At 61.3% G+C, this 22,309-nt stretch carries 17 protein-coding genes and 3 pseudogenes; 12 read left to right on the top strand and 8 right to left on the bottom strand.

Going from position 1 to position 22,309, the window contains the following annotated elements:
- The 5 genes from ACVWZ8_RS23175 to ACVWZ8_RS23195 all read right to left on the bottom strand — a co-directional run.
- A partial coding sequence (locus ACVWZ8_RS23175; protein ID WP_456506161.1) for a hypothetical protein occupies positions 1-623 on the bottom strand: 623 nt, incomplete at its 3' end.
- Positions 624-1,061: 438 nt separating this feature from the next.
- Positions 1,062-2,102, bottom strand: coding sequence for an Eco57I restriction-modification methylase domain-containing protein (locus tag ACVWZ8_RS23180; protein ID WP_456506162.1), 1,041 nt, complete (start codon positions 2,100-2,102; stop codon positions 1,062-1,064).
- Between the two features lie 2 nt (positions 2,103-2,104).
- Entirely contained in the window at positions 2,105-5,392 is a 3,288-nt protein-coding gene (locus tag ACVWZ8_RS23185; RefSeq protein WP_456506163.1) for a DEAD/DEAH box helicase, read from the bottom strand.
- Positions 5,385-6,044 carry a hypothetical protein gene (locus ACVWZ8_RS23190; RefSeq protein ID WP_456506164.1) on the bottom strand — a complete coding sequence of 220 codons (660 nt, stop codon included), beginning with the start codon at positions 6,042-6,044 and terminating at the stop codon, positions 5,385-5,387. The genes ACVWZ8_RS23185 and ACVWZ8_RS23190 overlap by 8 nt, the downstream gene beginning before the upstream one ends.
- Before the next feature lie 141 nt (positions 6,045-6,185).
- Positions 6,186-6,356 (bottom strand): hypothetical protein, encoded by a 171-nt coding sequence (locus ACVWZ8_RS23195; RefSeq protein ID WP_456506165.1) that lies wholly within the window; start codon positions 6,354-6,356, stop codon positions 6,186-6,188.
- Between the two features lie 607 nt (positions 6,357-6,963).
- Here ACVWZ8_RS23195 and ACVWZ8_RS23200 point away from each other — a divergent pair.
- The 6 genes from ACVWZ8_RS23200 to ACVWZ8_RS23225 all read left to right on the top strand — a co-directional run bounded on the left by ACVWZ8_RS23200 (position 6,964) and on the right by ACVWZ8_RS23225 (position 13,573).
- Positions 6,964-7,731: a hypothetical protein gene (locus ACVWZ8_RS23200; RefSeq protein WP_456506166.1), complete on the top strand. Its 768-nt coding sequence runs from the start codon at positions 6,964-6,966 to the stop codon at positions 7,729-7,731.
- 222 nt (positions 7,732-7,953) lie between these two features.
- Complete coding sequence (locus ACVWZ8_RS23205; RefSeq protein WP_456506167.1) at positions 7,954-8,952, top strand: DUF5677 domain-containing protein; 999 nt, start codon at positions 7,954-7,956, stop codon at positions 8,950-8,952.
- A gap of 612 nt (positions 8,953-9,564) precedes the next feature.
- A complete protein-coding gene (locus ACVWZ8_RS23210; protein ID WP_456506168.1) occupies positions 9,565-10,755 on the top strand; it encodes a GIY-YIG nuclease family protein in 1,191 nt (396 codons plus the stop codon).
- A 783-nt stretch (positions 10,756-11,538) separates the two neighbouring features.
- On the top strand, positions 11,539-12,138 hold the full coding sequence (locus tag ACVWZ8_RS23215; protein WP_456506169.1) for a recombinase family protein: 600 nt from the start codon (positions 11,539-11,541) through the stop codon (positions 12,136-12,138).
- Positions 12,139-12,461: 323 nt separating this feature from the next.
- Complete coding sequence (locus tag ACVWZ8_RS23220) at positions 12,462-12,761, top strand: DUF4193 domain-containing protein (protein WP_456506170.1); 300 nt, start codon at positions 12,462-12,464, stop codon at positions 12,759-12,761.
- A gap of 380 nt (positions 12,762-13,141) precedes the next feature.
- Complete coding sequence (locus tag ACVWZ8_RS23225; protein WP_456506171.1) at positions 13,142-13,573, top strand: hypothetical protein; 432 nt, start codon at positions 13,142-13,144, stop codon at positions 13,571-13,573.
- Between the two features lie 95 nt (positions 13,574-13,668).
- Here ACVWZ8_RS23225 and ACVWZ8_RS23230 read toward each other — a convergent pair.
- Positions 13,669-13,782: pseudogene (locus tag ACVWZ8_RS23230) on the bottom strand (type I methionyl aminopeptidase); the annotation flags it as partial.
- 382 nt (positions 13,783-14,164) lie between these two features.
- Here ACVWZ8_RS23230 and ACVWZ8_RS23235 point away from each other — a divergent pair.
- The 3 genes and pseudogenes from ACVWZ8_RS23235 to ACVWZ8_RS23245 form a co-directional block, all read left to right on the top strand.
- Positions 14,165-14,464: pseudogene (locus tag ACVWZ8_RS23235) on the top strand (nucleoside deaminase); the annotation flags it as partial.
- Between the two features lie 461 nt (positions 14,465-14,925).
- Positions 14,926-15,111: pseudogene (locus ACVWZ8_RS23240) on the top strand (nucleoside deaminase); the annotation flags it as partial.
- A gap of 405 nt (positions 15,112-15,516) precedes the next feature.
- Positions 15,517-16,866 (top strand): IS1182 family transposase, encoded by a 1,350-nt coding sequence (locus tag ACVWZ8_RS23245; RefSeq protein ID WP_456506271.1) that lies wholly within the window; start codon positions 15,517-15,519, stop codon positions 16,864-16,866.
- Positions 16,867-17,292: 426 nt separating this feature from the next.
- On the opposite strand, the gene ACVWZ8_RS23250 is transcribed toward ACVWZ8_RS23245, so the two are convergent.
- Entirely contained in the window at positions 17,293-18,189 is an 897-nt protein-coding gene (locus tag ACVWZ8_RS23250) for a LysR family transcriptional regulator (RefSeq protein WP_456506172.1), read from the bottom strand.
- A gap of 113 nt (positions 18,190-18,302) precedes the next feature.
- Here ACVWZ8_RS23250 and ACVWZ8_RS23255 point away from each other — a divergent pair, with 113 nt between their 5' ends.
- Both ACVWZ8_RS23255 and ACVWZ8_RS23260 read left to right on the top strand, forming a co-directional pair.
- On the top strand, positions 18,303-19,103 hold the full coding sequence (locus tag ACVWZ8_RS23255) for an alpha/beta fold hydrolase (RefSeq protein WP_456506173.1): 801 nt from the start codon (positions 18,303-18,305) through the stop codon (positions 19,101-19,103).
- A 291-nt stretch (positions 19,104-19,394) separates the two neighbouring features.
- On the top strand, positions 19,395-20,189 hold the full coding sequence (locus ACVWZ8_RS23260; RefSeq protein ID WP_456506174.1) for an alpha/beta fold hydrolase: 795 nt from the start codon (positions 19,395-19,397) through the stop codon (positions 20,187-20,189).
- 339 nt (positions 20,190-20,528) lie between these two features.
- Here ACVWZ8_RS23260 and ACVWZ8_RS23265 read toward each other — a convergent pair whose 3' ends face one another.
- Entirely contained in the window at positions 20,529-21,101 is a 573-nt protein-coding gene (locus tag ACVWZ8_RS23265; protein WP_456506175.1) for a recombinase family protein, read from the bottom strand.
- A gap of 364 nt (positions 21,102-21,465) precedes the next feature.
- Between ACVWZ8_RS23265 and ACVWZ8_RS23270 the strand changes: the two genes are divergently transcribed.
- The gene (locus tag ACVWZ8_RS23270; protein ID WP_456506176.1) at positions 21,466-22,251 is read left to right on the top strand and encodes an oxygenase MpaB family protein; all 786 of its coding nucleotides are present in this window, start codon (positions 21,466-21,468) and stop codon (positions 22,249-22,251) included.
- Positions 22,252-22,309: the final 58 nt, after the last annotated feature.

The raw sequence follows: 22,309 nt of genomic DNA on the forward strand, positions 1-22,309 counted from the left end.
AGCACAAATTTCGGATCAGCCGCGTTGATTTCATCCTGAGTGATACCAGGGTTCTTTATCTGTATTACTTCCGAGACTGTCTTCAGAATATGGTCCATTGGCGCACCAACTCCCATGCCCCTGAGATCTGCGGGGGTGATACCAAACTTCTTCTGTAAATCGTTCGGCGACGGGTACCCCTCAGGGTCGTACAGTTGGGTGTCGTCGTGCCAAGTATTCGCTTGCAGGCCCTCAACACTTAGCGCTTCATCGCCGTTGACCTTATCGCCCTCAATACCTAGGACCACTGCGGTCCGACAGCGAAAGCTCACCCCAACCGGATAATCAACATCATGCAAAGGCTTTCCTGATGGGGCAACCTTGTATACCGCGGCAGGCCTCCCCGTGATTTGTGCATGTCGTAGAGCGTAGTTAAAGGCCAGACCCAAATTTGTGGTGATGTAGGCGAAATCGGGGTCATGAGTGCCAAGAATCTCTTTAGGGGTTCGCGAATAGAGCAACTTCATGGCTGGAATTTGGTTGCTTGGCAGAAGACTGTCACCCACTGTCAGCCCCCCATCCCCTCCATGCCAGTAAACTGGCTTCACTTTCGCAGCATTGGGTGCATTTTTGGTCTTTGACATCGTTCTCCTAGCTTCTCAGTAGCAAATCATCGGAAAGTTAGCCAGATAAAGGCTGCTACTGAGATTCTTCCCTATTTCTTCTTCCTGGACGGAATACCCCTTCGGCGCTACGCACCTGACACCTCTTCACCAGCTGTGCACGTCCGGCGTTTGAGAGCACTTTCGCGTCCTTGGCGGAAAGCGAAGCGCGCCGTCTCGGTCACGCTTTCACCGGTTCGCAGAAACTCGTTGTGGAACCTGGCGGTAACGATGCCATCGTCAGGCTCCGACACCTCTGCCCACTCAACGAGCGGCCCATGTGGGTTGTCGCGGCGAGAGCGCTCCTGCGAGCCCCAGCTTTCCCGCTCACGGGCTCCGGTGTTCCTGCTGTCGAAGACCAGCACTCCACCTACTCGCAGATGAGCGCGGAGATCCACCTCTGGCACGCATCTCCAGCGGTCATTCCATTGGCTTGATCTGGGCCTCTATAAAGGCGATCACGTCGGCGTCGAGCCCGTACTTGGAGTACAGCTGCTGGTCGATTTGCGGGATCGACTTCGACCAGTCGATGTCCGACCCCGGCGTGAAGTCCTGCAGCGGGACGTACTTCCACTTGATTGCTGAGTTGTGCTGCGTCGTCTTAAGAACCCCGAGCATCGAGCGGGCGAACTTGGTCTTCACGTATTTCGCGCACGCCTCGGCCTCTGCTTCCGTATCGAACCGCCCGATAGACATGAACGTCTGGGTGAACCCAGTGCCCGGCGCGGCGACCGACGGCACGCCAACGACCCTCCCGGACTTAACAGCAGCTCCATCGGCGCTGGCGATGATCACCTTGTACTTGTCCACAACTTCCGGAGTTACGAGGTAGTCGAGGCGAACCCACCGCACTTCCCTCTTCCGATTCGAGAGTCCGAGGATCTCGACGTACGAACTACCGTCGTTCGGGTCGGTCTTCAGGCAGACCTCGCCCATTCGTTCGAATGTGTTCGTCTTCAAGCGGAGGCCACTCGAGGCAGGGATGCGCTCACGCAGTTCAGGGTGCTCCGAGAAGACCCGAGGGTTCCACGTGCACGGGTGCTCGGTGATAGTCACCGCAAGAGATGTCGTCAATCGCGCCGTGACAGCGTCGACCAGCGACTTCACCGTATCCGGGACATGTGAATGGTTTCCGATGGGGCCGATGACACGCGTGGCATCGCGATACGTGACGACGATCCCGCCGTCGATATCGGTCCCAGGGAAGATCGCCGACGAAGAGGACTCAAACAGCGCCACGCTGAGGTGCTCGTCGGACAGAACCTTCTGGTTCCAGGACTTCGGGGTCTGGCCCGCGTTCGAAAGGAATCGCGCAGGGGTCACCAAGACCGTCCGCTCAGAGATCTCGAAAGCCGCATCCATGAACAGGTGGTAGATCGGCGGAGACTTCGTTCCGTTATCGCCAATCAGGTCATCCTGGTACGGCGGGTTGCCGATGACGACGTCGAACTTCTTGCTCATGGTCAGTGCCCTTCCGTCAGCATGTTGTCGACCATTTTCTGCCGCTCCTCCGGGGTCATCTTGGCGAGGTTGCCAACCTTGAAGTGGCCGGAGTCCTTGATCCAGGCCTTGCGTTCCGGGACGCCGCCAGAGACGGCCTCGACGGTGATCCCGTGGAGAATCCTGTCGTGGCTCATCTCGAAGACCTGCGAGTTCAGGATGTGTTTGAGCCTGTCGTCCTGGTCAGGGATCACGGCGGCAAGGCCGGTGTCAAGGCGGCGCACGATCTCCATCAGGAACAGGCCTGCGGTCGAGAACAGATCCGCGAACGTCCTGTCCGGGTCGGTGAAGATTCCCGGGTTCTCGGCCTCGAGGGCGTCGACCATCGTCTTGACCACGGACTGGGGGGTGAACACCAGGGACGTCTTCTGCTGCGGGATGTAGGCGAAGATGTTCTCGGTCTGTGAGTCGTCGAAGTAATCGGCGAGTGCCTCTTTCTTGTCCAGGAACTCCTGGACGGCCTGGTCGAAGACCGTCTCGTCGAAAAGGCCCGGGATCCTCGTGACGGTGCCGTTCTCCTCGGTGACCTCCTGACCGTCGCGAAGCAGACGGAACTCGGCCTCGCTGATGCCCGTGATCTCCTCGAACACGTCGTCGGGCGTGTAGTCGTCGAAGTTCGACAGCCGGATGCCGCGGTCCCCGTACGCCATGAGGAACATGGGGATCGTGCGGGCGAAGCCCCGCAGGTGGGAGCGGGCGTCGTCCATCGTCTGGTCTGCGCGCTTCTGCTCCTTCTTGGTCTCTTCGCGAGTCACCACCTCGGGTACGACCTCCTCCATCGTCTTGTCGACGATCGCCATGACGTTCGCCTTGAACGCCTCGTCCTGCTCGGCCTTCTTGGCCTCGACAGCCTGGGCCTCGGTCTCTGTGGCTGCGTTCTTCAGTGCGTCCTCGAGGTGCTTGCTTGCGATGTTGTGCTCGGTGTATGTGCGCTCGACCTGGTCCTTCACGGCCTGCTCGGTGCGCTTGATGTCGCGCTGGACCTGCGTGGCGGTGAGCCCGTAGGCCTTCGTCAACTCTTCGCGCTTGGAGCGGGTTTGCTCGGTCACCGCCTTGGCGATGGCTGTCGCCGCCGTGGACGCCGGGGCGTCGGGCTCGGGGGTAGGGATTTCCTCGATGCTGTAGACGGGTTTGCCGAGCTCGGAGACCTTGGGGTTGATAACGGTCTCCACGTCGACCTGGACGTTGCCGCCGGGGTCTGTGATGGGCGGCGGCTGCGGGATCTCGATGGGCTCCCCTGTCTTGACCTTGCCCTGCCTCGCGGTGGGCAGTTTGTCCAGGATCTCCTTGACGTGCTCGGAGTACCGGAAGATGCCGGCGACGTTCGCAAACAGCAGGTTCGACAGGAAGCCGCGGCGCACGACCTCGCGGGCCTTGAATACCTGCGGGAACGTCAGGACCTGGGAGGCGTCAAGCTCGATCATCCGACCCTCAGCGTCTTCACCCAGCACCGGGAAGAAGTTCAGCAGCCGGCGGATGTTGTCCTGCCGAACGCGCTGGTCGCCCGAGGGGTTCGGGTGCAGGTTGTTGGCGAAGGCGTCGAAGATCGTCAGCGTGCGTTCGGGCGCGAAATCGAAGATGTATGCGTTCTGCTTCTGGAAGACGTGCCCGCCGCGCTCGAACGTGCAGGGGTTCTGTGCCCGGAACGCCGCCTGCATGTACTGGGCCGGGGAGGACAGGTTCGACAGCATGATGACCGCGGTCCACTCCGGCACTGTGACGCCTGTGGTTAGCTGCCCCACAGACAGCGTGATGGTCTTGCCGTCCGACTTCTCCGCCTCGGTGATGGCCGTGCGCACCTTGTCGAGGGACTTGCCTGCTGCGACCGGGTCGGACTCGTCCGAGCGTCCGTCGCCGGCTGCCAGGATGATGGTGTAGTCCTTGAAGACGTCGTGCTTCTTGAGGAGCTTCTCTAGTGCCTTGGCCGAGGCGACGCGGTTGAGCAGCCAGAAGGAGTGGCGGATCTCATCGCGCAGCTCGGGCGTGGAGAACGGGTACTTCTCGTTGGCCGCGAGGCAGTCGAGGAACTTGCGAACCTCAGGCTCGTGCTCGAAGAACCCGTTGTCTTTCGTCGCGAAGAACTCGTTGAGGTCGAACGTGTAGTCGATGTTCGCCGCGTCCTCGTCGATGGCGACGCCCTCGGCCAGACGGTCCGTGATCATCCGCGAGATCTGGTAGGTCAGCAGGTTGAGCGTCGGCAGCGCCGCGTACGGGTTCTCCTGGCCGTTGTCCTCCCATCGCTGGCGGGCGGTCTGCTCGTCCTCGTAGGTCCAGTTGAAAATTTGGTCCTGGTCGAACTTGCCGACGGCCAGTGCCTTGAACGGCGTGCCCGACAGGTGCAGCGTCCACCGGCGCTTGATCTGGTCGAAGGCGACGTCGGTCTTGGTGGTGTCGATGCCCTCGTGGGCCTCGTCGATCACCAGGAGATCCCAGTCGAAATGTGTAATGTGCCTGAGCTTGTCGTACGAGCCGCCGAAGTACTGCGACCCCTTGAGGTCCTGCAGCGACAGGAACTCCACGATGCGCGGGTCCTCATCCTGATGGTTGAGCGAGAAGGCGCGCCACTGCTCGCGAGTCATGGGCGTGCGGCCGGCCAGGGACGGCGACTCCGAAACGAACTTGAACGTCGTCCGGTGACCGATGAAGCGGGCGAAGTCGTCGAACCAGGAATTCGCGATCGCGGGGCGGTTGGTGACAACGAGGACCCGCCGGACGTCCAGGGTCGACATCAGGTCGTACGTCGTCAGCGTCTTGCCGAACCGCGGCTTGGCGTTCCAGAGCACCTCGCTCTGCCCCGACTGGAAAGCAGCCACTGCCTGGTCGACGGCCGCCTGCTGCTCGGGACGCAGGACGTAGTCGACCTCCACGCCGGTGCTCGGTACGTTGGGGAAGTCCTGGCCGGCGAAGTCGTTGAAGTACTCTAGTGACCCCTTCGGCGCGATCTTAATGTGATGCCACTCCGTGCGCTTGGGCTGGGTCTCGCGCTCGACGCCCTGCTGGTGGAGGTAGGCATGGAAAGCCCTGTCCGTGAAGCGTCCACCGGCTTCAGACGTGAACAGGGCTCGGCGCGACCACAGCTTCTTCTTCTCGACGGACAGCTGGGATGCCTGTTGTGCAATACGGGCGTCGGCGCTCTCCTGCTCCGTGTACCCGATCTTCTCCCAGCCGACGTACTTGGGAATGTCCGGCGTCGTCCACGAATAGATCAACGGAGTGATCTCGCGGAACGTGCTGATCTTCGGATTAGGCACCGGCCCTCACTTCCTCGTGGACCTTGTCGATCCGGCACACCTGATAGCTGTCATAGATGGTGAAGTCGAAGCCGCCGTCGTCGCGCAACGAGGCGAGCGTGAACGGCTCACGCTGCACCATGCGGGGGGCTCCCTCAATCCGATTCCACCAAGAGAACTGGATATCCTGCCCCTTCGGGGTCTGGCCGGTCAGGGTGTTGCCGCGGACGATGTTCATGTCGATGAGAAACACCGCCGCCCGGTGCAGGTAGGTGTCAGGGCCGCAAGGAGTGCCGTGGGCCTGGTGGAAGCCCAGGAACTCGGCGATCATGATCGCCTTTGCGTCCTGGTGGTTGTCTTCCAGTAACTCGATGCCGTAGATCGAGGCCAGAGCGAACAGCGACTCATCCGGCCACTCCTCGACCGGGTACCGCTTCTCGATCGCGTGGAGCTTGCGACGCAGGATCGCGACCAGGAAGTTGCCGTCGCCCGCTGCAGGCTCAAGGAAGGTCTTGTCGACGAAGTCGCGGCCGGTTTCCAACTCCTCGCGGACCAAGTCGAGCATCCGGTTTACCATGTGACGCGGAGTGAAGACCTCACCGTAGGTCTTGACACGATGGCGCGACTTCACGACCTGCTCCTCGACATTCGTCTCTGTCACCGTCACTGTCACTGGTGCCATACTCCTTGGATCTTAGCCTTGATCCACCGATCGGCAGCCGGTCCCGGGCGTAATTCCGGGCTGGCTGCGGTGAGGTGTTTGGGCATGGTGGATCACACTGGTGGTCTGGTTGCGCCTGGCTGGTTGGTGTGTTCAGGCCGGTTGTGGCGGCGGGTAGAGGTGCTCGAAGAGGCCCTGCCTGCTGTTTGCCAGGGCCAGGCTTCGGGGAGATGAAGCCATTTTCCGGGCGCTGGTGGCGATGCGGGCCGGGACGTGGATGAGTTTGCGGCGGACGACCTGCTCCTCGACATTCGTCTCTGTCACCGTCACTCTGTGCCACTCCGTACGACCTGCTCCTCGACATTCGTCTCTGTCACCGTCACTGTCACTGGTGCCATACTCCTTGGATCTTAGGCCGCGCTGATCTGTTAGGCCCGCGCGGGCCTAACAGACTTTACCCGCAGCTCGTTGCTGATCTGGCCGCGCCTCTCCCGGACAGGCCAACGAATAGCAACGTCTCGATTCCTTGCAACTGGGATGCCCGCCGCACCGCGACTGTGGGAAGCGGCCACCTGGTCAGCATCGAATACTGGCAAGTTCAGGTCCGTCCCGGCACCCACTCGGCCATCCGGACAGCCACCCTCCGGCGAAACCCGCTCGCGACACCGTGGCTCATGGAGAGGATCAGCGACGCCGACGAAACAACCGAAGTAGATTGAACGACCAACCCATCAACGATCAATGCCGGTCATGGGTCCGGTCGGAACTTAGGCGATATTCCATCACTATCTGCACCGGCGGCGCCTCCCTCGGCCAAATCAATGAGCCACCAATACGGCGGGCAGTCCCCGATCTTGTCTCCGTAGGCCAGGATTTCCATGGCGGCCGCAGCTCCATCGTCTGGGACTATTGCATGGTGACTTCGAACTTCTTGAGCGAGACCAACGAGCAAGCACTGCGTTTCGTCATTGCCGTCGAGTCTGCGTCGCGGACTCAGATAATGATGGCAGCGGTCGCAGCCACTCGCTCGAACACGCTAGGCGGCTTACCGCTTTCAGGAATGATGGGCAGCAACTTCGCAGCCGAAGATTTGGAGACTCTGGGCCTGATTCAACGCGCGGGGAGTGCGTACTCCGCCTCCGAGCAGGGGCGCAAGATGATCGGCTACCTCGATTCGCGGAATATCGAACCTGACACACCTCCCCAAACCGAAGAGTTGCTTCACCTCGTCGGCAAACCCAGCGATCCGCACTTCTACGCTCAAGTTCTAAGTACATTGAACAACATGGACAGCGTGCTGCTCGTGGACCCGTATCTCGCGGTAGCCGACCTCAACGTGATTACGCGGGTAGGAAAGGTTAGTCGGGTGCTCACCGGGCCCCGACCTGTAATCGATAGAGGAGAGTCTCGCAACGACCCGGGTGCACGGCACGTTGCTCTTCGAATTAGTGCAGGGACCAACCCCCGGATGGACGTCCGAATATCGACCGCCATTCACGACCGTTACGCCCTGCCTGCTTCAGGAACGGGATACATGATGGGCGCTTCTATGGGGTCAAGAAAAGTGACCGCCCTGGTGGAACTGAGCCAATCTGCAACTAAGAAGCTTCTGGAGGAACACTCAGAGATCTGGTCGGCCGCCGAGAAGATCGATCCAATCGTTGCTCCTGCACCCGGCCGGCCAGCGTCGCGAACCTAAAGATGTTTGGCAAGTGTCGCGGAAAGGCCCGCAAGCTCCGCAGTTGCCCGCAACGACCCTTCTGTACGTAGCTTCTTCGTGGTCGGAACGCCCGAGGCCGGCGAACCTCTTCCCAAAGCTGGGCACCGGGGGAACCAGCGCGACTGCCGTGCCTTCCGTGTCTACGTACAGTTGCTAAGCACCTGCATTAACATGCCACGAGGAAATGACGGGACTTTAATAATGGAGCCAACGCCCCCGGATTGGCCACCGGACCTTGCGAACTACTGGCGGACTCTGGAGTCCGGGATTGACGGAACAGCTGAGCATATTTTAGAACTCGCGGCTAACGGCAGCCCTCGGAGGAAGGAGCTGATTGCCCTTCAGCAACAGCCCATCCTTCAACAATGGGAGCAAGGATGGACCTACTTCGACGCGGTTATCTTTGCTATGGAACAAAACGGGCTTCAAATGCTTGAGCGCTCAGGCTTGGTTCACGATCATTTTTCATCTACAAGGGATGCACTATCCCTTCTTCACGCATCGGCCACCATGGTGCTGCATGAGATACAAACCTTACTCAAAGGCGGGCTATGGGTAGGCGGAGCGGCACGCTGGCGAACACTGCACGAACTGTCCGTGACTGCGATACTTATAGCAAAGGACAGCACAGGAATCGCCCAACGTTACCTCGACCATGGATTTGTCGTGCAGACCAAACGACTTGCGGACTTCTACTTTAAGCACGGCAGAGCAGTTGTGGCCGAAGATGAGCTGCGAAAGAGGTGGGAAGCGGCCGAACGCCTGATTGAAACACACAGCCTTCCTGATCAGTCGAGTTCATTTGCAAGCCAGTACGGCTGGGCGATACCGCTCATGGGGCGAAGAAAAGACGGAAAGTATCTGCGACCCACATTCGATTCCCTGGAGAAGATTGCCGGACTCGAGAACCAGCGTCTGCTAGTCGACTCGTCGAACGGTCATGTACATAACGATGCGTCAGGAATCCGGAGTGCCGTGCTGATGGAAGATGGGTACTGGTCCCTTGGCCCCATCCCCCGATTTACGGAGACCGTCGCACGTCCAACGTTCCTATCGGTAATCCATATGGTGTCAGCTACACACCTGGGATTCGAGCCAGAGCTCAATGAATTTTCCAGACTTCTCGGGTTGCTAGCTGGCGGACTATGCCGTGTGGCCAGCCTCGGTATGGAGGCTTTCGAGACAGCATCAAGCCAATAGTTGTTTCTCGCTTAGCGACGCATCCTTTTCGAAGTGGAGCAACCATAGGCATGCGGCCCACGGGGCGGCCTCATCGTGGCATTGCTCCGGGGCCATGGAAGTCGGCCAGCGCTGACAACCCACTGTCAGAAGAGCCCCTTGGGTGGGTTCTGACTAGGAAGTGGGCCCAGCCTCGCTGGGCGGGATCCTTGGACACCACGACCGCGCACCGAACCGCCGCACTACGCATGCTTTTCCTGTGGCAAACAGTAATAGTGCGCCTCCCAGCGATGGGGCCAAACCTCTCCAGTAGTGATTGCGGTGCACTCCGGTCACTCGACGGCGTCCGTTTCCTATGACGGGGATACTCGCGCCGGCGTCGATCTGGGCCGGAACTGCGGCCAGTGAAGCCTGCCGGTGCTGCCGCCAAACCCTCTTCTAGCGAGAGGGGAATGATCTAGGACAAAAGCCACCCTCGTCGGGCGTTGAATAGATTGCTTGCGCTTGCACGAATGTTCGTTGGTACTGTCATCAAGCGCGCATTCAGGCGCCGCTTGGAGGGAGTACATCTTGACCACGTCTCAACCGCCTGGCTGGTACCCGGCCCCAGGGTATGAGTACCTTACTACTCTCGTGCAGTGGTGGGACGGGTCGCGATGGGAGCAGCTCGGGCACGTCATTGACGGCACGGAGCATGAAACCCGCCAGGCCGAACTCGTCAGGCTGCAGGCCGAGATAGACGCCGCCAATGAGGAACTTAGCATCGTTCGGGAAGCAGCAGAGTCAGCACCAACCGACAACCTTCCGTCCTTCCTCGGGCTGAACGAGTATCGGACCATCGCGGATAACTCCGAATCGGTCATGGTCGAAATTGAATCCGTTCGGACTCAAGCGAAGGAAGTTCTGAGAGGCAGGTCGGCCGTGTCGGCAAGGGAACTTCGGATGACGGCCAAGGACGGTTCGATCGTCGAGATGCCGAAGAAGTCTGCCGTCAGCATCGGAGCAGTCATGCTGCAGATTCTAAATCTGCATGTAGAAATTGAAGCGACCCGGAAGACGGGCAGTTTCCGCGACGGTATCTCGCGACTCGTCAGGACATGGAACAAACTCAACGACGCTGGGGGCAAGCTGGGAGCTCATCTTGAGTACCGATACCTGGAATTGCGCGAACGGGAGCTAGAGCTCCTAGAGGTCCACCGAAATAGCGTTCTGCGGCAGAAGGAAGAGGAGCGTGAGCGCCGCGCCGAACTTCGAGAAGAAGCTCAGGCTCAGGCAGAACTCCAGGCAGAGCGGGCCGAACTCCAGAAGGAACTGGATCACTACTACAACGTAATGGTTGCCCTAGAAGCAAAAGGCGACAAGGCCGGAATCGCCAGAGTCGAAGAGCAAATCCTCAGCCTCGAAGCCGAGTTAAAGGAGATCGACTTCCGGGCTGCCAACATCCGGGCAGGCTACGTCTATGTGATCTCGAACATCGGAGCCTTCGGGCCCGATGTGGTCAAGATTGGCCTAACCCGCCGCCTAGATCCGCTTGACCGCATACGGGAACTGAGCAGCGCGGCAGTTCCCTACAGATACGACGTGCACGCACTCTTCTTTTCCACTGACGCAGTCAGCATCGAGGGGATGCTGCACAATCACTTCAACGGCTTTCGAGTGAACCGGGTCAACCGCCGAAAAGAGTTCTTCCGAGTAAGTCCGGAGGATGTACTCCGCGTGCTGCGAAAACACGACGTCGAACTTATCGACTGGGTGAACGAGCCAACTGCGGAGGAGTACAAGCTGGGCCTCACCCTTGAGGCGGAAGAGGCACCCAATCGATAGCACCCTCGGATGTCAAAAAACAGTGCCCACCGTGTTGCACCAATGGCAGCAATCGAAGTCGAGTTCTGACCGCGTAAACGAGCCACTTTCGACGGATGAGAGTGTCATTTTTCGACGACATTATCTGCTCCCTTAACGTCGGCAGACAGTGTCCCGCTTCCTTGAACTGGGACACACCCCGTGTGTCGTTTTCAGAAGTCGTTTGCACAGGCACCCGCGGAATTCCGGGGTAGTGCAGACGAGTATGGACATTGAAATGTCAGGAGTGCCCTGCACGGAAATGCATGCTGCTCAAGAGTCCTCTGCACCAACGATCATTTTTCAGAAGTCGCCTGCACCAACCAGCAGGAACTACTTCCAGAGATCAGCTCGCATCGCCAGAAGAACCGTATCCATGGTTCATGTGGACTACATCGATAAAGGAAGTCGTTGAACAGGATGACCGCATCAGTATCACCCTGAATGAGACGCTTACGGGACGGTTCGGAGACGGTGTCTCCCTTGAAGAGGCGCAGTTCAGAACCCAATGGAGGCCAACCTCTCAAGAACTATCGGCGGCCGTTGAACCGCATTCCGCCTCAGAGTCACCGCCGGCGGAGTCGTAGTCAAAGCAAAGCGACACTGGGACTATCCCAGTTCCTTGGAACCGGGACACCCTCGGTGGGACACTCGCCGACGGATCTGGATCGTCGGAGTGCCGCGTAATCCGCGTGTCCCGTATGTTGTTCCAAAACACGCGCCGCAATCACCTGTCACAGGGATAACTTTCGGTACGGTTTAGGCATGGAAATCGGTTACGCGCGTGTATCAACGGTTAAGCAGGACCTCGCCAGGCAGTTGGATGCCTTGGCGGTCGCCGGCATCGAGACCGTCTTCTCGGATAAGAAGTCCGGCGCCACCACGGATCGCGCGGGGCTTCAGGACGCATTGCGCCACGCCAGGGCCGGTGACGTGCTCGTCGTCCATACGCTGGACCGGCTGGGCCGGACAGTGCGGGACACCCTGAACCTGGTCCACGAACTGAAAGAGCGCGGCGTAGGTGTTCGGACGCTGGCTGATCCCCTGCCGATCGACACGTCCAACCCGGACAGTCCCATGGCACAGCTGGCGGTTGTCCTGCTGGCACTCTTTGCGGAGATGGAACGGACCTACGCGGCCGAACGCGCCTCCCACGCCCGGGCGGTGGCGTCCGCCAACGGGCGGCGCACGGGACGGCCTTCCGTGGTCGATCCCGACAAACTCGAACACGCCGCCCTCCTGCGGGACAAAGGCTTCTCCATGAAAGAGATCACCGCCAAGACCGGACTGAAACGCACCACCCTGTACCGGCACCTGCCGCCCCGCTCCCCCGCAGCTGACCCGGTAACCCCTAATGCCGTTTAGCCCTGACACGCTGAGTTATGCCCTGACCTATGGCGGAACGCTTGTCCTGGCACTGCTGATGTTCATCCTGCAGTTGGCCGCGGTAGGGATCCTATCGGTTCTTGCCGGTATTACCTGGCTGACGGCGTACCCGATCCAGGCAATCGCGCGATCGTTCAGCCGACCTGATCGGCCATAGACCGGCTCACCGGCTTCACCGACAGTTCCAGGATGCTGATCGGCCCGCCGCGCATTGGCACACCTTTCCGTGCCCAGGGAATACAGAGTCGATGCTGTATATTGCTATCGCGACAAGCTCAAACAAGAGAAATGAGGATGCCCCAGTGGCAACCGATTACGACGAAGTCCGCTCTGACGTCAAGGAAGTCCAGGAAAGGTCCCTGGAGGCCCTGCGGACCGCGAATACCCCTGACGCCCGCAGTGTGGTTTTAGAGCTCGATGAGGCAGACACAGTTGATGGCGTCAATCTCCCCGGCGACTTCATCGCCGAGGAACTCATCGTTGAAGTCATCCCCCAGAAGGAGGACGAGTTCATCTGCTACTCCTGCTTCCTGGTCCGTCACCGCTCCCAGATGGTCAAGGAGAAGGACGGCCACCCCTACTGCATCGAATGTGACGACTGAGCCCATACCTCACCGCTGACCCCACCGTCTGGACCGCTGGATTCGGGACACATCGGTGGGGAGACACCAAGTCGCATCAGGACAAGGAGCCGGCCGCACAAGCGGATTCTCCTCCTGTTGGGAAGACTTCCAGATGCCAGCCTGCGGAGCCCGGCCCAGAAAGCGCGCAGCTCGCCCGCTTTCAGCACCGTTTGCTCGTTGTGCTGATCAAGGCTGAATCTCATCGCCCGGTCTTACACACGGGAGTAGACTCACAAGTGCTGGGATACCTGAATGGTGTTTTCTTTCGAGGACGCATCACAAAGTTTTGAAAGGACCCAGCCATGACACGATTCAGAATTTCGCAGGCCAAGTTTTGGGGTGTCGTACTGGCCGTAGCAGTGATCAGTTTCCTCTTGTTCAAGCCGTTGTTCCTGGACAACGCACCGACCGGCGGGCCCGAACCCGGAGGCATAGAAGCCGGCCTTCTCATGTTTGAATCCGCTCTTAGTGCACTTGCCATGGGCGTTGGTATCGCCATCCTGATATTCGGCGGTAAAGTCGTGCGCACGCTGCCCGCGGATCTGCAAACCAAAGGCCGGATCCTCCAGATCGCGCTGTTCTGGATTGTGGCGCCGTGGCTTGTGCACACGGGGCTGCACATGACGAACGCCGAGGGCGACTTCGGCCGGCTGGCTGCCATCGAATACGGATTTCACGTCACGACGTACGCTGCCGGAATCGTCGCAGCGGTCGTGATCGCACGGATTCTGCATGAGCTTGTAGCCGCCAAGCTCACCGCCGGTCCCGACCTGACGGTAATGCCGACCTGACACTCAGCGCCCGCCAAGGGAGCAGAAGGGGACGGACCATGGGGTGGTCCGTGCCCTTCTTCGCGAAAAACAGCGACTTCAGGCTGGTTCCGATTTCACGGGTGCGCCTGCGTCGGCCAGGTGAGGATTTCGGCTCCGTCGTTGGTGATAGCGATCGTATGCTTACTGTGTGCTGTCCTGCAGCCTGTCCCACTTCGGAGCGTCGACCCACAGCAGCTCTAACCTCCCAACAAACTCCGGCCTGCTGACAGAGGCCCCGGCCGCCCGTATACCGGGCCCCCGGCCCAATTTGTTGAGCGGAGAAGGTCCCTCAACGGCAGCACTACAGGCCGTCTCGTAACCTCAGGGATACGAGACGTCTCACCGACGCAACGACGGCAATAAGGGTGGCACCTGGTGTGACTGTTCGTTCAGAATGGCGGTTAAATCGCAGCTCAAAATGGCGGTTCTGCGGCACCGGTCGTCTTGCATGACATGGGAAAAGAGACGCCTCACCCACCGAGCGACCGCTGAGGGCCATATTGGTCGAATGTTCGCGTGGGTGACTGCGAGGCTACAAGGGACGGCTTACTCGCATGCCAAAATGACCGCATGACCCACGACCAGCGCGAAACTGCCTCCCGGGAACCCCAAGCGGGCCTCGACCCCGCCTTCGAAGCAGCCTACGAAGCTGCGCAAAAGAGTCTTAGCGAAGGTGGTATTCCCATCGGAGCAGCCCTTGCCCGTGAGGGCGTGGTCATCGCGAGTGGACACAACGAACGCGTCCAACACGGCGACCCGATCGCGCATGGCGAAATGTCCGCACTTCGCGCAGCCGGTCGACAGAAGAGCTACCGAGACACCACGCTGTATACCACTCTCGCTCCGTGTGCCATGTGCACCGGGACCATCTGTTACCGCGCACGTTATTTGACGACGGGTCGGTCACGTTGTCTAACGATGGAGCCCTCTTCTTCGGTCCTTCGCGTTACACGGTTTGACGATCGAGGCGTGAGCAATGACCGCGTCAGCATGACGATGAGCTACCCGCCGTCGTTCAGCGCGTCGAGCCGTGTGCTCGTGGGCCGCCGGAGGGTCTTCCAGCCCGTGGTGCGCCCCGACGCGCCACGCCCCCGTGTGGTCAGCGCTGTGAACGCGCGGCCAGGGGCTCCTGGCTGGCCCAGGCCATGCGCGGTGCACAGTCGGCGCCGTCGGAACTCTGCCGTCGCGCATCCGAGCGATTCACACGGGATTTGAGCGCGTCAACGTGCCGACGGAGCCGCCCGACGTGGGCTGGACAGCACACGTCACCTTGACGATGCGCGTCGGCACCGACGATGACGCCTACATCGTCAAATAACGTGCGCGGTAACACCATCATCCAGTTCAAGATCCCCCGGGTAGTGGTGGGTGAAGCCCGGACGTTTGCTGGCGAGTTCGAGCTCCTGCGGTCACGAGGTGTTGAGGTGGTGGTCCTGGACGATCAGCGCTGTGTAGACATGATGAGCAGGTTCCAGAATGAAAACCCGGGCCTGTGGGCGGAGGACATCGCCGAGTAGGGATTTGGGGCGGTGCCTTGTCTCGCAACCGCTTTGTGTTGAAACCCTAGGGTTGCGAGACGCGAACTACGGGATCGATGACCCCGGTTCGGCGTAGATGGTGTTGCTCGTCAATACGAAGACCACGGTGACGGCGACCGCGCTATGTGGCAAGAGATGTCCTAAAGCACATCGCCTTATGAGGACTAGGAGCGTGGGTCAGTAGTCGTCCGGATTTTTAAAACGCCGGGCGAAGTGCCGGGCTGTACCGGGTGCGGCTGGGAGAATCGGGGTATGGATTCCGGTGCCCAGGACGGGTTGTTTGATGAAGGACTCGTGGAGCGGGTCGAGCCTGCTGGCGAGGACGTGGTGGAGACCGGCGCCGGTGCGAACAAACGGTTCAAGGCCTTTGAGCCGGACGCGGTGATGCTGGTTCCGCCGTCGCTGGATGAGTGGCTGCCTGCCAACCACCTGGCCCGGTTCATCGCCGATCTCGTGGACGAGGAGCTGGACCTGACCCGGTTCTACGACTCGTACGCGAAAACGAAGGGCCAGCCACCCTATGAGCCGCGGCTGATGGTGAGGATCCTTCTCTATGGCTACTGCACCGGCGTCCGTTCCTCACGGGAGCTGGAACGTGCGTGCACGGATGTGGTCGCGTTCCGGTGGCTCGCTGCCCAGCAGTTCCCGGACTTCAGGTCCATCGGACGCTTCCGCAAACGCCACCTCTCGGCGCTGGGGAACGTGTTCCTGCAGGCCCTGGAACTGTGCCGGGCCGCCGGCATGGTCTCCTTGGGCAGGGTCGCCCTGGACGGAACGAAAGTGCGGGCCAACGCCTCCCGGCGCAAGTCCATGAGCTACGCGCGGCTGACCGAAAAGCAGAAGGTCCTCGGCGACGAGGTCTCCGAGCTGCTCGCCGCAGCGGAGGCCACCGACGCGGCCGAGGACGCCCGGTACGGCAAGGACAAGCGCGGCGACGAACTCCCGGCGGAGCTGGCCGGAAAGAAGTCGAGGCTGGCGAAGCTGGCCGCGGCCCGCAAACAGCTCGAAGAAGAAGCCGCGGACAAGGCCCGCAGGGAAGCCGAACGCAAGGCGAAGGACCGCGGCGAGGACGAGGACACAGTGGCCGTCAAAGGCGAAGAAGCCGCGACCGGGGCGCAGGTCAAGCCGACGGCGCAGCGCAACTTCACCGACCCGGACTCCCGGATCATGAAGACCGCCGACGGGTCCTACCACTACAGTTACACCGGCCAGGCCGTGGTCGACGAGGACCACCAGGTTATCGTGGCAACCGATCTGAACAACACCGCGGTCGACGTGCAGCAACTGGGACCGATGATCGAAAAAACCACCGAAACGTTCGGCCGGATGCCCGCCCAGTGGACCATCGATGCCGGCTACTGCTCCGCCGGGAACCTCGAACACGTCAGGGAAATCGAGACCGACAGTGAGGGCGGAACCGAGTTCTTTATCGCGACCGGCCGGCTCAAGCACGGCGAAAAGGTCCCGGACGCGCCCCGCGGACGGATTCCCAAGAACGCCACGGCCAAAGAGCGCATGGCCCGGAAACTCAAGACGAAGAGGGGCCAGGCCGTCTACGCCCGGCGCAAGGCGATCGTGGAACCGGTCTTCGGCCAGATCCAGACCCGGCAGGGCAAACACGTGCTGCTGCGCGGGCTGGAGCAGGCGCGGCAGGAATGGAACCTGATCGCCGGCTGCCACAACCTGCTCAAACTCTTCACCGTCCGCACCGCCGCGGCAACCGCCGGCACCTGAGAGACAGGAACCGGGATACCCGCGCCTACCGCCCCGCCAACCTCCGGCGGCCCATAACGACTCGGCCATCCGGCGGTCTCAGCCCGAATTCCGGACCGCAGCGGCAACCGTCCGAGGGCCACAAGCCGGCCGGCAACCACATCTGACCCACGCTCCTAGCCCAGCGCCCAAACACCTCGCGCAATTGCTACGTGCCCGACCGCGTATCGGCAGTCATGGCTTGCAGGGCCCCGCACAACTACTTGGGCGCATGGATGGTCACACCGTCCGGCTCCCCGGCAGACTCGCGGCCGGTAGACATGCTCAACCGAGGCACCGGCCGCTTATTCGCGCCTTGGAGGAATGTGGCCCTGACTAGCCAGAAGTAATTCGAAGGTCAGTTTACGTCTGGCTGCTGGCGGCAACCAGCGATCCAACACCGATGCCTTAAGAGTTTTTCGCGACGTACCGCCGGGCGTGAACGATCAGCTGGGTAGTCAATGGCGAGGCGCCGTTCCGGAGCCAGACCAGTACCGTCGGCATAGGAAGGGACACCCCGGCAAACGGGCGCCACACGACTCCGGGCGGATCACCTGGTACCACCTGATGCGGCGTTTTGAATGACACGCCAAGGCCGGCAGCCACCAAGCTCATGGTCGTGGCAATGCTCGGCGACCAGCGGTGGGGGCCAGTCATCATCCCTCCGTCCACCAGCAGACCCAGTACCCGCTCGCGAACGTCCGGGTCGCCGTCGCGCTGTAACCAGATCAAAGCTTGGCCATTCAGATCCGAGGGGCTGATGGCTGCCAGTTTTGCCAGTCGGCTACCGGACGGAAGAGCAACCCCCATCGGCTCGGTGTCCAGGGTCAGCACACCGAGCCGTTCGTCGGAGGGTGGCACGGCGTGAATGAAAACAGCGTCAAACTCGCCCCCAAGAAGCTTCTGGACCCCTTCCCTTGCTGCCGCAGGTTTGACGTCTACCTCCGGTGCAGTCTCGCCTGGACTCAGACCGCTGATCAGTTCCGCCAGCAGCGGATACGCCACCCCAACAGCCACACCCAGTTTGAGCGTGCCGCTCGGAGGACTGCGTAATTCTTCCATGGCTGCCACTGCGGCATCGTGAGCCTGAATGATGTGCACAGCTTCCTCCCGGAGACGCCGACCTGCGTCCGTGAGTGCAACGTGATTGTGGGTCCGGTCCAAGAGCCGGAGCCCCAGGGCTCTTTCCAAGGCTTTGAGCTCCTGGCTCAGTGCAGGCTGGGCGATGTGGAGCCGGGCAGCGGCTTTGCCAAAGTGCAGTTCCTCAGCCAGTACAAGGAATCGCCGGAGTTGGCGGATCTCCATGGCCCATCATAAGAATTTGTGATCGTCCGAGTCCATAGCGGTCTTGGACGGCAGGTCCCGTCCGGGCGTCCAATGAAAGGGAAAGGTAAACCGCTCTCGGAAAGGTGAAGGCAATGAGCATAATTGGCGGGGCTGCCCTGGTAGAGGCCAACGGCACCACGTTTCACGTTGAAGTGACAGGTCATGGGACGCCGCTGCTTCTAGTCCCCGGCGCTGGAGGCGACGCCCGGCAATACGCCGAACTGGCCCAAGTATTGGCCCAAAACCACGCAGTCATCGCCTATGACCGCAGGAACAACGGACGCAGTTCACAGCAACCGGACTGGGCGGAAACGTCAGTGGACCAGCACGCCGGCGACGTTGTTGCCTTGTTGGAAACGCTCGGGATCGTGCCATGCGTCGTATTCGGCAACAGCACCGGGGCGTTGATAGCGCTGGCCGCTGCCCTGAAAGCCCCCGGGCGTTTTACGGGCGCCGTGCTGCACGAGCCGGCGCTGCTGGGCGTTCTGGCCAATCCCGACGACGCCATGGCCACCGTGCAGCCGGTGATTGCGGCAGGCGTGGAGGCCGATGGACTTGCCGGCGGCGCCGAGGCCTTCATCCAGTTCGCGGCAGGCGATGCCGCTGCGCTGCTGCCGCGGGACTTTCTCGACGGACTCCGGACAAACGCCAGGGTCCTGCTGGAAGCGGAGTTTGGAGCATTTGCGTCCTGGCGGCCCGAGCCGGTGGCATTGTCAGGAATGAGCGTGCCGCTGGCCATACTCAGTGCCGAGCAGACAGCGCCATTCTTCGTAGAGGCCGCCGAGTGGGTAGCCTCCCATGCCGGAGTCAGCCGCCGGACGGTACCCGGCGGACACATGGGCTTCCTTAACCACCCGAGGGAACTCGCTGAGGAAATCGACGCTATGTTTTAGTCGGTCCGTACAGGCGGTCGGTCAAAGGGGCAGTCCCGGCACATGCGCGGCGGAAGACTTCATGCGCGATTCCGAGCAATTCGCAGCTACTACTACAGTCGCGTTTAAATTGGGCTGTTTTATTTTATCGGCGTCTTAACCGGACTTTCCACTCGTGGCCTGTTACTAAAGCGACCCAGCCGAGAATATCTCGCAACCGATCTGCCTCGTAACCCATGGGTTATGAGACATTTCGGCCGATCCTCTCGCTGGGCTTTGCCCAGGGTCCACTTGCGCGGCTACCCTGAGGCTATGGAATCCGAGGTCCGGGGTCTTAGGCTCCGGACAGGCATCAGGGTGCCGTGTCTCGTCCAGGGCGACGCCGACGCGCGGCCAGTGCTGCTGCTGCATCCATGGGGCGAATCCCGCGGCTGCTTCGACCGCCTGGTACCGCTGCTAACTGGCTTCAGGGTCTACGCCCCCGACCTCCGCGGGCAGGGCGATGCGGACAAACCGGAGTCGGGCTACTCCCTTGCGGAACAGGCCGAGGACGCCGCCGCGATTCTGGACGCCCTCAACGTTCCGAAGGCCTTCGTCCTCGGCTCCTCCAGCGGCGGCTACGTCGCCCAGCAGTTGACCGTCGCTTACCCCGAGCGGGTCGCGGCACTCGTGCTGGTGGGCTCTCCCCTGAGCCTCCACGGACGCGCCCCGTTCGCCGATGAAGTGGACCGCCTGACGGACCCCATCGACGAGGACTGGGTCCGGGATTCGTTGTCCTGGTATCCACTGCTGCATGCGGTTCCGGCCTGGTTTATCGAGGACCGGATACGTGACGGCGTTAGAATGCCCGCCCACGCCTGGAAGGGCATCCTGCATGGCCTAGGCACCGCCACGCCGCCAACTGAGTCGGGAACCATCCACGCACCCACACTGATCTTGTGGGGCGACCATGACAGCTTGTTGCCACGGAGCGACCAGGAAACCCTGGCAGCCCGGATAACCGGCACGGTACTGAAGGTTTACCCCGATGCGGCGCATCTGGTGTTGTGGGAATGCCCGGATCGGGTCGCGTCCGATGTGACGGCGTTCTTTGATTCCCTCGAGTGATCTATTAGATGCGCGGCGCGGACTCGGAGCCTTCGACGCCTCGTGAAAGCCTCGAGCAGAAGGACCATGTGGATGTGTTCCTACTTGCGCTGAGTGCGCCCACGACGCCTCACATATCCGTAGGGACATGAGGCGTCGTCGACGGTCGCCGGGCAATGTTCATTTTGCGAAACGGTTGGGTTCGTCCGTCGCTGGCGATTCCCGTAACTATGTCTCGAAACCTTCAGGCTGAACCGGTGTATTCACCGTTAGTTACGAGACACATCGACGTGGCAGCAGTCCCCCCGGCGCCCCGGTCAATCGCCCGTCCGGCCGTCTATGGCATCGCCTCGGCCCTCGTCAAGGCAGCTCGTTGCTTTCCATCCTCAGATACCGGTACACGGTGGCGCGGCTGGCCCCAATGATCTTCCCGATGTCGGCCGGCGTGAGCCCCTGCGCCTTCAGATCACGGGCTCGCTTGACCTTTGCATGAGCGGCGGTGACTTCCCGCCGGCCGGCCTTGCGTCCGTGTTCGGCGGCTGCGGTCATGCCGGCCTTGGTCCGCTCGGCCAGCTGGTCGCGCTCGAGCTGGGCGAACGCGGACATGACGGTGAGCATGGCCCTGCCCATCGGTCCAGTTGTGCTGATGCCCTCCGTGACGCTGCGGAAGTGCACGCCCCGGTGTTCCAGGTCGTCGATGAGGGCCAGCAGGTTGCGGGTGTTGCGTCCCAACCGGTCCAGCTTCCAGACCACTACCTCGTCGCCGTCCCGCAGGTGATCAAGCATCTTCTCCAGTTCGGGCCGGTTGGCTCTCGTTCCGCTCACGCCGTGGTCGGTGAAGATCCGGTGGCAGCCCGCCGCAGTCAATGCCGCACGCTGCAGATCGGCGTTCTGGTCCACGGTGCTGACCCTGGCATATCCGATACTCCCCACGCCGACTCCTCAAATGCTCATCAAAGGCCAATTTACCTTTTGTTGAGAATAGTCCATGTGAGACACATTGTTGAGACGACGCACCGTCCAGGTAGACACCGGCATTGCTGGGATCCTGCAACCGACCGGCCGGCCGGCCGCCCCGTCGTGAGAAAGGATCCTTTACTGAGACAGGGCCGACAGTCCCTACAAAAGGTGTCCACACACTGCATCGACGCACCTGATCCCAGCAGCCGGGGCCGTGCCAGCGGCGCCCATCCGAGTACGAGCCTTGCAGTGAACCGGGGGCTAGGAATGAGAACGTCCTGCCGGGGCCATCCGGACCTGCCACAGCCCCAGAAAACCGCTCGGGTACAGTGTTTGAATGGTTCGTGGACTTGCCGACATCGGGGCGGAGGGTGTTTTGCTTGCCGGCGCGGGGCGCGCCGTGTTGCTGCAGATCGCCCATCCTGCCATCGGTCATGCCATCGCTGAGCACAGCAACTTCTCCGAGCGCCCGTTGGACAGGCTCCGCAGCACGATGAGCTATGTCTACGCCGTGGTCTACGGCACCTCGGGCCAGGTGGCCGCCGTCAGGCGTGTCGTGAACCGGGCCCATGCCCGTGTCCTCCGCCAGCCGGACGCCACCTCGAGGGGGTACAACGCCTTCGACGCCGAAACCCAGCTCTGGGTAGTTGCAACCCTGTACGACACAATGGTCACGGTCCACGAGAAAATCCATGGTCCGCTCGACGACGCCTCGGCCGATGTTGTCTACCGCGAGTACGCCAAGATCGGCACTGCCCTGCAGTTGCCGGAGAAGATGTGGCCGGCTGACAGGGCGGCCTTCCGCGAATACTGGAACCGCACCCTGGCCGGACTGGAAGCCGACGAGGTCGCGGTGCGCGTCGCACGTGACCTGCTTTATCCGTCAGCCGGACCGGCCGTAATGCGCCTGGTCATGCCCCTGGTGCGCCTGATCACGGCAGGGCTCCTGCCGCGCCAGCTTCGGAAGGACTTCCGGCTGCCGTGGAACCGGCGGCACCGTCTGTGTTTCGAACGCACGATAAATCTTTTGGCCAGGATTTATCCGCTGCTTCCGCAACGGCTCAGGCACTGGCCGAAGAACTATTACCTTGGCCAGCTCGCTCCAGCGTTGGGGCACACATAGCAAGGCCGGCGCCTTGCGGCTGCCCCGGAGGTAAGGGGCCGGCAGTCCAACGCCGATA

The sequence above is a fragment of the Arthrobacter sp. UYCu723 genome (assembly GCF_054059215.1).

Coding starts and splice junctions, on each gene's coding strand:
- ACVWZ8_RS23215 (WP_456506169.1), top strand. CDS start 11,539: ATGGAAATCGGTTACGCGCGTGTATCAACGGTTAAGCAGGACCTCGCC.
- ACVWZ8_RS23270 (WP_456506176.1), top strand. CDS start 21,466: ATGGTTCGTGGACTTGCCGACATCGGGGCGGAGGGTGTTTTGCTTGCC.
- ACVWZ8_RS23180 (WP_456506162.1), bottom strand. CDS start 2,102: ATGAGCAAGAAGTTCGACGTCGTCATCGGCAACCCGCCGTACCAGGAT.
- ACVWZ8_RS23245 (WP_456506271.1), top strand. CDS start 15,517: ATGCTGGTTCCGCCGTCGCTGGATGAGTGGCTGCCTGCCAACCACCTG.
- ACVWZ8_RS23255 (WP_456506173.1), top strand. CDS start 18,303: ATGAGCATAATTGGCGGGGCTGCCCTGGTAGAGGCCAACGGCACCACG.
- ACVWZ8_RS23250 (WP_456506172.1), bottom strand. CDS start 18,189: ATGGAGATCCGCCAACTCCGGCGATTCCTTGTACTGGCTGAGGAACTG.
- ACVWZ8_RS23260 (WP_456506174.1), top strand. CDS start 19,395: ATGGAATCCGAGGTCCGGGGTCTTAGGCTCCGGACAGGCATCAGGGTG.
- ACVWZ8_RS23205 (WP_456506167.1), top strand. CDS start 7,954: ATGGAGCCAACGCCCCCGGATTGGCCACCGGACCTTGCGAACTACTGG.